The following is a 13986-nucleotide window of genomic DNA, read 5'->3' as shown; positions in this document are numbered from 1 at the left end:
GCCGAGCGTCGTTTCGGCGCAGGAAAGTCTCGCTGACTAGCGACCCTTACGGCGGATTTGAACACGCCAGGTACCGGACGACAGTTTTGTGTAGGCGGCCATTTTTTGTGTGCGCTCCGTGTATTCTGGCGTAAGTCGTGTGCACTGGGCAGGTTCTAACGACTTGATTTTAAGAAAGAATCTGAAAAATCTATGAGCACAGATTGGCCCTGGCGCCTATGAATGATCGGCTGGCCGACCGAAGTCTCTCGGATTCTTTGCTGCCGACAGGGGCGCCGGGTCTGATCACGGCTGGCTCTGCTCGACCCCATGGTAGCTGAACCGATTTCCGACGAACGCTTTGACGAGGCGTTGCGGAATGCGGCAAAGGTCTGCGGTGGCACCTCGTCGTAATCATAGCGATGTCCGCTGGTGGCTGAAGGTATTTCCCAGCACTCGAGCCGCCTGGCAAGTAACCCTACCCATCCCGGCGAGCCAGGTTCCGCCTCGTGCGGATATGGATGTGCTGATCCGGCGGCTTCGCGCCTCCAAGGCCTTGCCGCTGCCGGCCGGCTTCACCAATTAGGGTTGATGTCATCGATCAAAACCAGGCTGCCGGAATTCGCCGGCCAAGGCGACCTGTTTTGTGCGCCCGATTTTCGCGTGCCCAAATTTCGCGTACTCGACGATCTGCCGGAAGGATTTCATTACCAGCCGGAGCTGATCACGGCGCAGGAAGAAGATGAGCTGGTGCGGGAGCTCGAAAGTCTAGCCTTCCAGCCCTTCGACTTCCATGGCCATCTGGCAAACCGGCGCGTCGCCGGTTTTGGCCTGCGCTATGATTTCGACCAGCGCAAAGTCGTCGAGGCGCCGCCTATCCCTGCTTTTCTGATGCCGCTCAGGGAGAAGGTGGCGGCATTTGCGCAACTGCCTGCCGACGCTTTCCTGCAGGTTTTGATCAACGAGTACCGACCCGGCGCGGGTATCGGCTGGCATCGCGACAAGCCGCATTTCGATGCCGTGGCCGGCGTCTCTCTTCGTGCGCCATGCAGCTTCCGGCTCCGCCGGAAGAACGGCACGAGGTGGGATCGCAAGACCATCGTCATCGAGCCAAGATCGGCCTACCTGATGAAAGGCCCGGCGCGCGACGAATGGGAGCACAGCATTCCCCCGGTTGCCGCGCACCGCTATTCGATCACCCTGCGGACCCTGCGGCCGTCAAAACTGGTGGCTCGATGACCAGGATCGAGACCGGCTCCTGCTTTTGCGGTTCCGTAACGGCCGAGATGCATGGCGACCCGTTCTGGATTTGCTCCGATCTCGACGATGATTGCCGCAAGGCCATAGGGAGCCCGCTGACCGTCTGGGTCGGCTGTCGACCGGCCCAATTCAGATTGCTGACCGGCACGCCGAAACCTTCTCAAGGACCCGAGGCGTGCTTCGCACCTTCTGTGGCGATTGCGGGACATCCATAGCCTATCTCGACCAGGGGCTTCCCGAAGAAATTTATGTGACGATCGGTTTCTTCGACCGCCCCGAACGCTTGGCGCCGCAGGCGCATGCTATTGGGACATGAAGCTGCCTTGGGTGGAATTTCGCGACGATCTACCGCTTGTCGAAAATACTCGAGACGGCGCGATCCGGCGGTCGGAAATCCAGCCGATCGGTAACCCGGCAAACCGCCGCCGATGGAACCCGAATGGCCTTGGCTGAATTGAGTTGCCACCCGTTCGTATCCAAACGCCAGCGGTCAGGGTTTGCCGATGTATCTCCTCCCGGTTTGGCAGGACATCGCGGCACGCCTGCTTCTGACAGTGCTCGCCGGTTCGTTGATCGGCCTCGACCGGGAGGCGCGCGGACACGCGGCAGGCCTCAGGACGACCATCCTGGTCGGGCTGGCCGCCGCGATCGCGATGACGCAGGCCACTATACTGCTGGGTGTCAGAGGCAAGAGTCCCGATTCCTTTGCCCGGATGGACGTTTTGCGCTTTCCCCTGGGCGTGTTGACGGGCGTCGGCTTCATCGGTGGTGGCGCCATTCTTCGCCGGGGCAGTCTTGTCAGCGGCGTCACCACGGCGGCGACCTTGTGGATGATGACGATGATCGGGTTGGCGTTCGGCGGTGGCCGATACGTCCTTGGCGCGGCCGGGACGGCGCTGACGATACCGCGCGAACGCCACGCCGTGCTGGCGCTCACCTGGAAGGCGGCGGATCACGAGGACCTCGACGCGATCATCGGGCCTTCCGCTTATCGAGCACGGCTGGTTGGAATAGAGCGGCGCCCGGATCGCGACAGCCCCGTGGTGTCGTTCGAGATCAGTTGGAGGCGGTCTGAAGGAGCTCCGCCGCAGACGGATTTGTTGACATTGGTGGGCCAGCATTGCGAGATCGAGAAATTTGAACTCCGCGCTGAATCCTGCCGATAGCCACCACGGGTGATTGCCCGGCGGGCCGGGCGCCGGCAAATGGGGATTCGGATCGAGCACCGGCAGCTCGAAACGGGTGTCATCACTTCTTCAAGCCGCATTCGATACCTATCTATCGAACGCACGGCATGCATCGGAACAGGCAGCGAGATTTTGGCGCAGAGAGCGGGAAGTGCTGATCTTCCACTTCATGGCGGACGGGTGCCGAAATGGCTCGGCGACCGCATGACGCGTCTTGGCGCGGTCATGTGCGAGGCGATCATTCACCATTACGGTCGCGAGGAGCTGCTGCGCCGGCTGGCGCATCCCTTCTGGTTCCAGTCGTTTGGCGCCGTCATGGGAATGGACTGGCATTCATCCGGCATTACGACCAGCGTCATCGGCGCCTTGAAGCGCGGGCTGGCTCCGCTTTCCGGCGAACTCGGTATTCACGTGTGCGGTGGCCGCGGCGCGCATTCACGCAAGACCCCGCACGAGCTTGCCGTCATCGGCGAGCGCGTCGGCTTCGACGGAACCGGCCTGGCAACTGCCAGCCGGCTCGTCGCCAAGGTTGACAGCGCCGCCGTTCAGGACGGCTTCGATCTCTATCTGCATGGCTTCATCGTGACCGACGATGGCGACTGGGTCGTGGTGCAGCAGGGCATGAACGGCGACAGCAAGGTGGCGCGCCGCTACCATTGGCTGTCCGAGGGCCTGAAGAGCTTCGTCGACCAGCCGCATGCCGCCATCGAGGGCGCCAACCAGGGCGAGATCGTCAACCTGACCGACCGTCGCGCCGACGCGTCGCGCAAGGGACAACTGGAACTCCTGCAGGAGCTTGGGCCGGATCGCATTGTGAGGGAATTCGCCGCCCTGGAACGCGGCGGGGCCGAGACTTCAGAGCAGGCGCCCGACCCGCAGCCGATGCTGCCGCATTTGATCATGCCGGCGCACCACGACGTTCGCGAAAGCGATGTCGTCATGCGCCGTCTTCACGGCAACATGGCGGCGGCCGCCGAGCGTGGCCCCGCCGATTTCTCCGAACTTCTTCTGGTCCCCGGCGTCGGCGCCCGCACCGTGCGGGCGCTGGCGCTGGTTGCCGAGGTGCTGCACGGCGCGCCATGCCGTTTTTCCGATCCCGGCCGCTTCTCGCTGGCGCATGGCGGCAAGGACAGGCATCCATTCCCCGTGCCGCTCAAGGTCTATGACGAAACGATCGGTGTCTTGAAGTCGGCCGTCCACAAGGCCAGGCTTGGCCGCGACGAAGAAATCGGTGCCTTGAAGCGGCTGGACGACCAGTCACGGCAGGTCGAACGCTATGTCACCGGCCCCAGCCTGAAGGAAATCGTCGCCGGAGAGTTCGATCAATCGCATCTGCTCGCCGGTCGCAGCGTGTTCGGCTGGGAGCCCGCAGCCGAGGCGCCCGCGGTCGTCACACAAGTCAAACAACTCAAACAAAAACGATAATCGGGCCCGGATCGCAATTCTGGAACCTCGGCTGATCCGCCGTGGTCCTCACGCCCGGCCGTCTCTCTTTCTCAGGGCGCGCGCTACAGAGGCCATTGTGGTCGCAGGGCAATCGCACATCACAACGAGGCCCATGCGAACCGTGGAATCCAGGAGGTCGATTGGCTCGTCCGCGTTCCCCGCCTCGATCACCCGGCACCCAATTGTCCAAGCTCATCCGCGATGTCGAACCGGATGAGCGGTTCATCCTCGGCCAAACGCAACCACGCGCGTTAGCCGATGAGCCGTGATCCTCTCACACTCATTGTTTGAATGAAATCAACTTCGGGAACTCAGCCGCCGGAAAGTTGTTAGGGCTGTAGCTGTTTGGGAGTTGGTCTATGCACAGGAAGGTGAGCCGGGACAGTTCATATCGGCCGGAGCGGCGGCAGGTTCGGCTTTGGCCGTGGGAGTGGGAACAGCTGACGGAAGAACCATCTCGGGCGAGGTCCCATGGGCGTCCGGGCAAGCAGACGCCCCGGACCCGGCGCCGACGCCGGCGATCTATCGGTTCTTTACTGATGAAGAAACCTCCTTCATCGAAGCGGCCGTTTCTCGCCTGATCCCGAACGACGACCTCGGCCCCGGCGCTTTGGAGGCCGGGCGTAACGTATTTTCTCGACCGGCAGCTCGGCGGCTCCTATGGCCGTGCCTAGCGGTGGCACATGCAGGGACATGGCCGGAAGGAACTGACTCGCAAGGCTATCAGAGCCGCTACACTCCAGCAGAGTTGTACCGTGTCGCTATTAAGGCGATCGATGCCTACTGCCGCGACAACCACGACGGCAAGCCCTTCGCCGAGCTTTCGAGCGGCGACCAGGAAAAGCTTCTCGAGCAGATGCAGCACGACAAGCTCAAGCTCGAGGGCGTTTCAGCCAAGACCTTCTTCGACCGACTCATACAGAACACGCAGGAGGGATTCTGGTGCAATCCGATCTACGGCGGAAATCGCGACATGGTCGGATGGAAGCTGATCGGCTCCGGGCGCCAGGTATGACTATCGACCCTATGTCGGGAAGCACAACCAGAAGCTCGATCTCGAACCGGTCGCCATAATGGGCCGGCCGGGCTGGAACCCGCACGAATAGGAACTGCCATGGCCAAGAAACTGCCGCGCAAGGATGTCGTGCTGGTCGGGTTCGGCTGGACTGCCGCGATACTCGGTCAGGAACTGACCGAGGAAGGCCTGGAGGTGCTCGCGATCGAGCGCGGGGCCTGGCGCGATACCTCCACGGATTTCGCCGTCTCCTTCGCGCAGGACGAGCTGCGCTATTACTGGCGACGCGAGCTCTTCCAGGAGCCGGCGCGCGAGACACTCACCTTCCGCAACACGCGCGACCAAACCGCCTTACCCATGGGCCGTTCCAACGGCAGGCAGAACCGCCAGGACGCCACGAATGATTGGGAATGTTTTCATCGAAGCTCTCCAGTTGGGCTGAATAAAACGCAAACAGCTGTGCGATAATTTTATTCCGTGGCAGGTGGTGCGCTTCGATCGAGCAGGTTCTTGACTGAGGAGGCGGACCATTTTGCGCTTCTCGTGGGGTTCGCTCATGCAGACGCTCGAGCTGGCCCTGCGATGTCGCGGAGCGATAGGACTGGGTTAGACTGCGAAATTCTTGCCACAAGAGTCATCAGGCGATCTTCAAGAGGCAGAGGAGACGCCCGCTTTAGCAATGTGGATTCGCTCAGGTGCTCGGTGACGAGGCACCTCACTGCCCGTCGTAGTCGTTCAGACGTCCACTCGGAGGCCGCGCTGCTTTGCGATTTCGTCCCAGTTGTGGTCTGGACGCATCCGGCGGACCGTCGGAAGCCACTGCTTCATCATTGATTGTAGCCGCCGGCCATAGAATGCCTTTTGCACCGCGGTCATTTTCGCCAGGGCTTCGGGCCTGCGCTCCCGGATGCCAGGATTGCCTGGCAGCCGCCCGTTCGATCGCGCAGCGATGATGCCGGCCTTGGTCCGCTCAACCGCAGCAGGCAGGCCGAGCTCTCGACGCACCGGATCCATGTTCCTGAACGACGACGTCGCAGCCGGCCGAGCGCAGCTCAATTTCGTGTGCTTCCGTCGCTTGCTTGCCCGTCGACACGCGCGTAGCCGATTTGCCGGCCCTGTGGTCGCCCGGAGCGTCGATCTTGCGCTTCACGGCCATTTGCGGCGTCTCTCAGCATGGGAAAGGGGCGTTTGTACAAACACCGAGGATATCAACAAACAATCGTCTGTCGGCGTTTTAACGGCGCATTTGACCATCCAGGGATTGTAATTGAAGCGCGTCGGTAATACCTTGCAGAAGATAGGTATTACCGTGGAGCGAACATGACCACCACCGTCACGGCAAAGGGACAAGTGACCATACCGAAGCCGGTCCGCGATCTGCTGGGGATCGGTCCGGGAAGCAAGGTCGATTTCCGCCGCGCCGCCGATGGCAGCGTGGTGCTTGCGCGCACTGATAAAAATCAGCCAGCGACCCGCTTCGCGAAGTTGCGCGGCCATGCCGGCAAGGGCCTCGACACCGACGCGATCATGGCGCTGACGCGTGGCGAAACGTGACTCTCGTCGATACCAACGTTCTGCTCGACCTTGTCACTGACGATCCAAACTGGGCGGATTGGTCGATTGCCCAACTTGAGGCGGCAAGCCTCAATGGGCCGTTGTTGATCAACGATGTTGTCTACGCCGAGCTTGCTGTTCGGTACGACCGCGTCGAGGATCTGGAGGTGTTTGTCGATGAGGCCGGCCTCGCGATGGCTCCGATGCCACGAGCGGCACTCTTCCTGGCAGGAAAAGTGTTCACGCAGTATCGCAGGTCGGGTGGATCGCGCACCGGTGTGCTGCCCGACTTCTTCATTGGCGCCCAAGCGGCCGTCAACGAACTGCCGCTGCTCACCCGGGACGTCGGCCGGTACCGCACGTATTTTCCCTCGCTGAAGCTGATTACGCCAGACGCATGATCGGACCGGTCAGCCAGAAAGGATGGAAGTCTCTTCAAGAGCGACAGGGGAGGGGACTCTTCGCCCGCCTACAGCCCACTCGCCTTGCTGAGATTGACGCGGAACCGGTCACGGCGGCGCTGATATTTCCGCGTCATCTCGGCCGAGGCGTGGCTGAGCTGCTTTTGCACATAGCGCTCGTCGACCGCGGCCGACGAGGCCAGGCCCTGCACGAAGCGACCGGCGCCACGCCCGCTACGTCAATCGCGACCTGCAGGACTATCTGGTGCCGGTCAATGCCGACATAAAACAGCTTGAGGTGCTCCTCGTCCCGGAGGTCGATCGCGAGGTCAACCCAGCCGACGTCAAGGGCTTGGGCGAACTCGGCAATGTCGGAACGGCAGCCGCCGCGGCAAGCGCGGTATATCACGCCACGGGCAGGCGTATCCGGGACCTGCCGATCAGGATCGACGATCTGATCGCCTGACGTCCCCTCGAATTCAGCACTGCGTGGGCTGTCCGAAGGGGTCTTGCCGCTACTCCTGCGGGGCCGTCGCGGGAGCCGTGTACCGGCGGCGTACCGCATCCAGAACGTGCTTGCGGCTTTCGCGCGCCGAGAGCGTTTCGTCCTTTTCGGCCTCAGCGGTTTCGCGCGCCAGCTCCTTGTCCCTGATCTGATGGCGAAACCATTCGGAATAGTCGCCGGCGCGCAGGTGATGTTCCCAGGTCCCGTCGTCGATGCCCTCAGCGATCTGGGTGAAAATCATCAGGTTGTGGGCCCGCAGGTTCATCGCTTTGTCGGGGCCTCTGAAATAAAAGCTACCGGCCTCGTCGAGATGACCTTCTGCATATTTGCGGCTGTGACGCTTGAGCGACTGGCGCGGCTCGATCGCTTTGACCATGGCAATTTTCTTGCGAGCTTGCGGTCGCCAGAACAACACGCGCTCTCCTTTGGGCGAGGGAATATCCTTCGGCGGCTTTGTATCCGTCTCTCGACAAAAGGCCTTGATGACATTCTTGGCCTTGGGACCGAGCGCGATGACGGCGGTGACCAGTCGCAAGGCGTCGGTCGAGATCGCTTCGGGATGAACGGTGATCAGGACAGTGCCTGGCAATTCCAACGATAGGACGGCGCGCGTGTCGTCGCGCCTCTTGGGCAGGAGATGATGGGCCTCGTCGATGACCAGCCAATGTGGCCTCGCTGTATGGAAGCGGAAACTGCCCAGGCCGGGGAGCAGATCGGCAAAGAAGTCGGGTCGCTCATTGACCTGCAACGCCAGCCCATTGACGACCACGTTCGTGTCCGGCTTCCCGATCAGGTCGAGCACTTGTGGCTTTGTCGGCGCGGTAGAGCCATCGCCTATCCGGACGGCACCTTCGAGGCCATCATAGTCGCCTTCGGGGTCGAAAACGCAGAACTGAAATCCGGTCTCGACGAAGCGTTCCGTCAACGCAGTGGCCAAGGTGGATTTGCCGATGCCGGAACTCCCGGCGATCAGAACCGTGTCGGTCGGCGCCAGATAGACCTCGTCGCCGCTGACCGAGCCGAGGAGGATGCCGTCACGGCGTTTTTGGACAAATTTCGCGTCGTGCTTTACCAGTTTTTCGATCAGTTGCTCGACGCCTTTTCCACGCGCGCCGCGGGTCACAAGGTCCGCTGTGTCCTTGACCGCCGCAAGGGCATTGTCGACGGCAACGCTGCAGCCGCAGGCCTGCAGGAAGGCATGATCGTTCTCAGCATCGCCAACGCCGACCACATTGTGTGGTGACAGCCGCAGGTCCTCAAGTGCAGCGGCCAGGCCGGTTGCCTTGTTGATGCCGCTCGGCAGAATCATCACCGCGCCCTTGTTGAAGATAATTTCCAGTTCCAGCCCCATTTCCTTGATGACCTCGAGGGCTGTTGTCTCGTGTGGTTCCCGGGTCGCCACGATCGATCGTCCGACTGAAAGCGGCTTGACGCCGTGTTTCTTCAGCTTGGCGACGAATTTGGCTGCCGGTGCAGGTGAAATCGCACGTTCTTCCTCGCTGGCAGGCGTGTAGATCAGTGCCCCGTTTTCGGCGACAACCTTGTCGAATACACCGAGCTCGGGAAAGACGCGCTTGAGGTCGGGCAGTTCGCGACCGGTGACGAGGATGAGCTTGCGGCCGGTTTTCTTGAGCCGTTCGAGGGCTGCGAGAGTCTTTTCAGCTACGATCCCGTCGTGCGCCAGCGTGCCGTCATAATCCGTCGCCAAGGCTATAAAATACATCTATCGACCATTTCTATCTGGCGTCGCCGCTAAACCGCCGCACGGGAAAGCCGAACGAACGGCACATGCCGTTTCACAAGGCGTGAGCGAGATGCGCGGGCAACAAGCGTTGCGATCTATGGCGCAGGGCCCCCCTCAGTAGCCGCTGATAATCATCTGCATAGCTGTCTCCTTGGCTTGGAGAATGAACAACGCATGTCGGGCGAAAAAGTTTACGCGACGGCGTCATTCTTCAGTCCGGCGACGCGCTCGAGAAGGAGCAATGGTCGGCTTGCGGCGTTGGCTGCCGGCAAACGCGCGATGATTATCGTCGGTTCCGGACGACTCGGGCAACGAGATAATGCCGCTTCGCATTTGCTTGGCAGGCGTTCTGGCAGGTTGAATTCATGCACAAGGGGATGGCGCCCAGATCGATCCAGGCGATCCCGAGTTCGGGACGCTTCCTGCGGCGCAGGTGGGAAAGCCCGACCAGACCGGCGGGCGAAGGGTTCCGCCTTTTCCCGGCCGGAGCGGAGGGCATGGAGGCGACCATAGGGTCCTCCGTTTGACGCAACTTGGTTATGCACCGATGCATTTGTCGAAATGCCAATGAGGCTGGCCAAGCCTGGAACCCTGATGGGCGATACGACGTTCATGGGGGATAACGCAGCCAACGGAGAAGTCGAATGCAGCCCTTAGCCGTAAGTTCCGCCGGCCGTCCGGGCGCTCTTACCATTACTCCGTTCGCTGGAGCCGTGACAGTCAGATTCTCCGACGCGATCATTGCCTCGACCGAGCGGGCAAAAGTGCTTTACGAAGAAGGACATGAACCTGTTTTCTATATCCCCTTCGACGACATCTATTTCGAGTTTCTGAAGAAGACGAACACCACGACGCGCAGCCCGTTGAAGGGCACCGCGAGTTACTGGCGGGTTCAAGCGGTCGGCGCAGCGGCTGACGACTTCATGTGGGCATATGAAACGCCCGACACCCCCGCATTGGCTATCGCCCGCCATGGCGCCTTCGATCCCGAGAAGGCGCGGATCGATGCCGATCCCGCCGAGGATAAGCGACATACGCCTCACATCCCCGAATAGAAAGCTCTTGAATTTTCACATCGGCCGGTCATGCCGCAGGCGGCGATGATTGATGATTATCGTCGACTCCAGACAGCTCGGGGAACGAGATATGGCGCTTCGCGTTTGCCTGGCAGGGCGTTCTGGCAGGTCGAAACACATGCTAAACACATGCACAAGGGATCCTTCTTGTTGACCCATGGCGTCAAATCCGTGTGGGCGATGCCCCCGCAAGCCTCGAGATCCTGATGTCGACGCCCGGACTGGCGTATGGACCATTGGGCGACGCCTGCGTGCACTTGTGCGTCGATATGCAACGCTTGTTCGCATCCCCTTCGCCTTGGGCAACGCCGTGGATTGAGCGCGTCCTGCCTCTCATCGAAAGCCTTGTCGAAAGGCGGGCCCGGCAAACTGTCTTCACCCGGTTCTTGCCCGCACGAGAACCAGGGCAGGGGATTGGTGCGTGGAAGCGCTACTACCAGCGCTGGGCGTCGATGACGATGGCCAATCTCGATCCCGAAATGATCGACCTCCTGCCGACCCTGGCACGACATTGTCCGCCGGCAGCCGTCATCGACAAGCACATCTATTCACCGTGGCTGGAGGGCAGGCTCCAGGCTTTCCTGTCCAGGCAACACGTCGACACGCTGGTTGTTACCGGTGGGGAAACCGACGTCTGCGTGTTGGCCACCGTGTTGGGGGCTATCGACCTCGGCTATCGCGTCGTTCTGGTCACTGACGCGCTGTGCAGTTCCTCCGACACGACGCATGATGCGCTCCTGACGGTCTATCACCAACGCTTCGCCCAGCAAGTCGAAACAGTCGAAATGGAGACCATCCTGTCATCCTGGACTTGAGGCGGGCGCGCTTGCCCGGCAAGTGGAAATCGCCCAACCGACCCGAAGTCGGCTGCCGGCTTCTTGATGTTTTCTCCTGGCCGTCCGACTTTTTGAGACTGCATAAAAACAATAACTTTAAGCGCGTCGCCTGAACCTTTCAGGCGCGAGGCGCCTTAGGCCACGTGCTAGCCCGATGAGTTCGTCGACCTGGCGCGACGAGATACGGTCGCCGCCGACGCGATTGTAAAATTTCTCGTCCATCAATATGTCCCCCGTGGGCCGCAGCCCCATTCTCGTCCACTGGCAGAGGCGTCTCGCACGCCTATTCCGTCGCCGTTGCGGTCCAGCTTTCGACCCCAAGAGCAGATGCTGAGATACCATTGGCCGTCATCGCAAGAGCTGATCCAAGAGCAGGTTCGCCGCGGCTGGCAGGGATAACTTTGCGCTACTTGCGGACGGTTAATGAACCTTGCGGTTGGCTCGCCGTCGGTCGGGCCGTGGAGGAAAGAGTGCTTCTATTGTGGGCGAGAGTCCAGAAGCCTGGCCGGCAAGCCCAAAGGTGCGGAACATTAGAGCTATCCAACGGTTCTATCTTGGCTGGAGGCTTCCCGATTCAGGGTGGAGCAAATGGCCACGTTGGCGTCTGTTTTAGTCTATTTTTTCGGTCTGACGGTCGATGACCTGATGGGCGGATGCGTGGCATTATTGGCCTGCCTTTTGCTTTTCAATATAATGGCGAAGGACCACCCAGACTGGTAGCCGAAAGGCGAGCTCAGCGAAGTCCGACAGGCCAGCCTCACGATCGCTATTTCGTCGCCTTCGATCTCTTGCACCTCAATGGCCACGATCTTCGCGACATGCCGGCGGAGGACCGGCGCGAGATCCTGGCCGGCATGATCGAACCCGGCGGCCGCATCCAGTTTAGCGAGGCGCGGCCGGGCGAGGCAAAGGCGATTTATCACCTCATTGACCAGGCCGGGCTCGAGGGCATGGTCTCGAAGCGCAAGGACAGCAAATATCGCAGCGGCAACTCCACGGCCTGGCTGAAGACCAAGGCCTATTCGATCGACGAATACGAACTGCTTGGCGTCGAGCGCGAGGCAGGCAAGCCGGCATTCGCGCTCATGGCCGAGCGCGGCACCGGACGCTATGTCGGCTCGGCTTTCATCACCTTGAACCGGGAGTTGCGCGAACGACTCTGGAAACGCGTGCAGGAGCCGCGCCAAAGGGCATGAAGCGGCCGGCAACGCAGTGGGTCAGGCCGGGGCTGATCGGCCGTGTCAAGCATCTGCGCGGCGAGGACGACCTGCGGCACGCCTCGCTGCAGGATTTCCGAGATGAAAGTTGATTCCTATACCACCGTGCCTAGGCCCCGTCCTGTTCCATTGATGCAAGCATCCTCGCGGTGCGCGTGATCATGCCGCTGTGGACCTATGAGTGACGGCTGCATAAAGGTCAGCCTCTTCGGAATGGCCATATTGGAATGCTATCAGCACCTGGCTGGCGAGGTCCGCTGCATCGTCTGAGGTGCGTTCCAGGCGCATCTCCTGGCAAAGCCGATCGAAGACACGTTGGCACCTTTGCAGCTCAGAGGGGTAGAAACAGCCCTGTCGTAAGCCGTTCAACATCAAGCGCTCCCCCAAAGAGCAGCTCAACGTAGCCGGGTAAAAATGTGCTCTTGCTATCTGAGAGTCAACGGCGATTTCAGTGCGGGCGGCCCGGCGGTGCCGCGCGGGGCGCCAGGGTGGCAGTCCAATCCGAACCAACCCAGGCAATTGGCGAGGCCACGATGTGGACTGCCACCAATCGCTCCCGCTTGGCTGCCCATCGAAATGTAAGCGAGCACCCGACTAGTCGAGGAATGGCGGTGATGACTAATCGAGCCCCAAACGAAAACCCCGGCCTGCCGAGGCCGGGGTTTTCCTTGCGTCCCCATCGATCAGAATCAGAACTTGTAGCTGACGCCGACCCTCACCGCGTGCGTGGTTACGTCAACAGGCATATCGACGTCCGGGAATCCCGGAGCCAAGTTGCCTGAGGCTTCTCCGAAGTCTGTATACCGATACTCCAGCCGCCCCCTCCAATGTTCGTTGAAGGCCCATTCGCCGCCGGCTCCGATTGTCCAGCCGTTGAGCGTATCCGAATAGCCCCCGCTGACAGGAAGCGGGAACGGGCCGCCACCGAAGTCGAAATCGCCAATCGCCCAGCCGCCAGTAACGTAGACAAGTGCCTGGTCGTACGCGTAGCCGAGCCTTGCACGGAGCGAACCCTGCCAGTTCAATTCGCTAGTTCCAACAGATGTCGCTCCGGTTGCGTTTTCGAAGCTGCCATCCACGCTACCGCCTTCGAAATCGCCTTCGATGCCGTAGACAAAAGAGCCGGATTGCCAATTGTACCCGACATGGACGCCACCGATAAAGCCATCGTGATCGGAATCGTCACTTGGCGCACCGTTGGAGAAGCTGTGATCTGCTTGCCCCCAGAGATAGCCGCCCTGAACACCGACATAAAAGCCGCTCCAGTCGTAGGCAACAGCGACGGGTGCCGCAGCGGGCTCATAAACAACTGCATCGGCCGCGAACGCCGGACCCGCAAGCAAGGCAAAAGCCGTACCGCTCAAAAGGAAGGTAGTGGCAAACACGATTTTCTTCATGGACCGATGCCTGTGTTAAAGGAATTCACCAAGGATAAGTAACACAGAAGTTGAGGGTGAACTGTAACTGCGGCGCAACACAGGGAAGCAAAATGCACCGTAGTAATGGGTCAGGCCGGGGCTGATCGGCCGAGTCAAGCACCTACGCGGCGAGGACGATTTGCGGCATGCGTCGTTGCAGGATTTTCGCGAAGAGGGTTGAATTCCGTGCCACATTGAGCGGGCCCGACGGCCGGGCGAGGGCACCCAGGGCAGCTGTCGGTGGAACTTTAGTAACTCCTAATGATTGTCTGTGACCAGCGGGCACGCCCCCTCCGCGCGCTCCGCCAGAGGCGCGAGCTTCTCTCGTTTGACTCACGGTGGTTCGCG

Annotated in this window: 12 protein-coding genes and 4 pseudogenes; 12 read left to right on the top strand and 4 right to left on the bottom strand. The window is 60.9% G+C overall.

The annotated features are described in order from the left end of the window. Positions 1–570: 570 nt before the first annotated feature. From AC0NID_RS29140 to AC0NID_RS29115, 6 genes and pseudogenes are all read left to right on the top strand, one after another. Positions 571–1218: an alpha-ketoglutarate-dependent dioxygenase AlkB gene (locus tag AC0NID_RS29140; protein WP_473457895.1), complete on the top strand. Its 648-nt coding sequence runs from the start codon at positions 571–573 to the stop codon at positions 1216–1218. Beyond that, a pseudogene (locus AC0NID_RS29135) lies at positions 1131–1555 on the top strand (GFA family protein). Before AC0NID_RS29140 ends, AC0NID_RS29135 begins: the two are co-directional and overlap by 88 nt. A gap of 187 nt (positions 1556–1742) precedes the next feature. After that, positions 1743–2405 carry an MgtC/SapB family protein gene (locus tag AC0NID_RS29130; RefSeq protein WP_473457896.1) on the top strand — a complete coding sequence of 221 codons (663 nt, stop codon included), beginning with the start codon at positions 1743–1745 and terminating at the stop codon, positions 2403–2405. A 153-nt stretch (positions 2406–2558) separates the two neighbouring features. Further along, complete coding sequence (locus AC0NID_RS29125) at positions 2559–3851, top strand: DUF763 domain-containing protein (RefSeq protein ID WP_473457897.1); 1293 nt, start codon at positions 2559–2561, stop codon at positions 3849–3851. Positions 3852–4224: 373 nt separating this feature from the next. Further along, positions 4225–4887 (top strand): gluconate 2-dehydrogenase subunit 3 family protein, encoded by a 663-nt coding sequence (locus tag AC0NID_RS29120; protein ID WP_473457898.1) that lies wholly within the window; start codon positions 4225–4227, stop codon positions 4885–4887. 99 nt (positions 4888–4986) lie between these two features. Continuing rightward, on the top strand, positions 4987–5355 hold the full coding sequence (locus AC0NID_RS29115) for a hypothetical protein (protein ID WP_473457899.1): 369 nt from the start codon (positions 4987–4989) through the stop codon (positions 5353–5355). A 2-nt stretch (positions 5356–5357) separates the two neighbouring features. Here the strand turns inward: AC0NID_RS29115 and AC0NID_RS29110 are convergent. Further along, a pseudogene (locus AC0NID_RS29110) lies at positions 5358–6062 on the bottom strand (recombinase family protein). A gap of 145 nt (positions 6063–6207) precedes the next feature. Between AC0NID_RS29110 and AC0NID_RS29105 the strand changes: the two are divergent. Then, positions 6208–6441 carry an AbrB/MazE/SpoVT family DNA-binding domain-containing protein gene (locus tag AC0NID_RS29105; RefSeq protein WP_473457900.1) on the top strand — a complete coding sequence of 78 codons (234 nt, stop codon included), beginning with the start codon at positions 6208–6210 and terminating at the stop codon, positions 6439–6441. Continuing rightward, the gene (locus AC0NID_RS29100) at positions 6438–6842 is read left to right on the top strand and encodes a type II toxin-antitoxin system VapC family toxin (RefSeq protein WP_473457901.1); all 405 of its coding nucleotides are present in this window, start codon (positions 6438–6440) and stop codon (positions 6840–6842) included. The genes AC0NID_RS29105 and AC0NID_RS29100 overlap by 4 nt, the downstream gene beginning before the upstream one ends. A 68-nt stretch (positions 6843–6910) precedes the next feature. Here the strand turns inward: AC0NID_RS29100 and AC0NID_RS29095 are convergent. Next, a pseudogene (locus AC0NID_RS29095) lies at positions 6911–7048 on the bottom strand (integrase); the annotation flags it as partial. A gap of 11 nt (positions 7049–7059) precedes the next feature. Here AC0NID_RS29095 and AC0NID_RS29090 point away from each other — a divergent pair. Beyond that, positions 7060–7308, top strand: a pseudogene (locus tag AC0NID_RS29090) (xanthine dehydrogenase family protein molybdopterin-binding subunit); the annotation flags it as partial. A gap of 49 nt (positions 7309–7357) precedes the next feature. Here the strand turns inward: AC0NID_RS29090 and AC0NID_RS29085 are convergent. Beyond that, entirely contained in the window at positions 7358–9070 is a 1713-nt protein-coding gene (locus tag AC0NID_RS29085) for an HAD family hydrolase (RefSeq protein WP_473457902.1), read from the bottom strand. Between the two features lie 665 nt (positions 9071–9735). Between AC0NID_RS29085 and AC0NID_RS29080 the strand changes: the two genes are divergently transcribed. The 3 genes from AC0NID_RS29080 (at position 9736) to AC0NID_RS29070 (ending at position 12199) form a co-directional block, all read left to right on the top strand. After that, entirely contained in the window at positions 9736–10146 is a 411-nt protein-coding gene (locus AC0NID_RS29080) for a DUF427 domain-containing protein (protein WP_473457904.1), read from the top strand. A 227-nt stretch (positions 10147–10373) separates the two neighbouring features. Then, complete coding sequence (locus tag AC0NID_RS29075; protein WP_473457905.1) at positions 10374–10982, top strand: cysteine hydrolase family protein; 609 nt, start codon at positions 10374–10376, stop codon at positions 10980–10982. A gap of 674 nt (positions 10983–11656) precedes the next feature. Next, complete coding sequence (locus AC0NID_RS29070) at positions 11657–12199, top strand: ATP-dependent DNA ligase (RefSeq protein WP_473457906.1); 543 nt, start codon at positions 11657–11659, stop codon at positions 12197–12199. A gap of 710 nt (positions 12200–12909) precedes the next feature. Here the strand turns inward: AC0NID_RS29070 and AC0NID_RS29065 are convergent. Continuing rightward, entirely contained in the window at positions 12910–13617 is a 708-nt protein-coding gene (locus AC0NID_RS29065) for an outer membrane protein (protein ID WP_473457908.1), read from the bottom strand. Positions 13618–13986 lie beyond the last annotated feature (369 nt).

Source organism: Mesorhizobium sp. WSM4821 (assembly GCF_055901555.1).
Note: the sequence above shows the minus strand (reverse complement) of the source record. Positions and strands in the feature narration are given on the sequence as shown.

What these genes read in the sequence shown, in the direction of transcription:
- AC0NID_RS29140 (WP_473457895.1), top strand. Translation starts at nt 571, where the DNA reads ATGTCATCGATCAAAACCAGGCTGCCGGAATTCGCCGGCCAAGGCGAC.
- AC0NID_RS29065 (WP_473457908.1), bottom strand. Translation starts at nt 13,617, where the DNA reads ATGAAGAAAATCGTGTTTGCCACTACCTTCCTTTTGAGCGGTACGGCT.
- AC0NID_RS29105 (WP_473457900.1), top strand. Translation starts at nt 6,208, where the DNA reads ATGACCACCACCGTCACGGCAAAGGGACAAGTGACCATACCGAAGCCG.
- AC0NID_RS29075 (WP_473457905.1), top strand. Translation starts at nt 10,374, where the DNA reads ATGTCGACGCCCGGACTGGCGTATGGACCATTGGGCGACGCCTGCGTG.
- AC0NID_RS29115 (WP_473457899.1), top strand. Translation starts at nt 4,987, where the DNA reads ATGGCCAAGAAACTGCCGCGCAAGGATGTCGTGCTGGTCGGGTTCGGC.
- AC0NID_RS29070 (WP_473457906.1), top strand. Translation starts at nt 11,657, where the DNA reads ATGCGTGGCATTATTGGCCTGCCTTTTGCTTTTCAATATAATGGCGAA.
- AC0NID_RS29080 (WP_473457904.1), top strand. Translation starts at nt 9,736, where the DNA reads ATGCAGCCCTTAGCCGTAAGTTCCGCCGGCCGTCCGGGCGCTCTTACC.
- AC0NID_RS29085 (WP_473457902.1), bottom strand. Translation starts at nt 9,070, where the DNA reads ATGTATTTTATAGCCTTGGCGACGGATTATGACGGCACGCTGGCGCAC.
- AC0NID_RS29130 (WP_473457896.1), top strand. Translation starts at nt 1,743, where the DNA reads ATGTATCTCCTCCCGGTTTGGCAGGACATCGCGGCACGCCTGCTTCTG.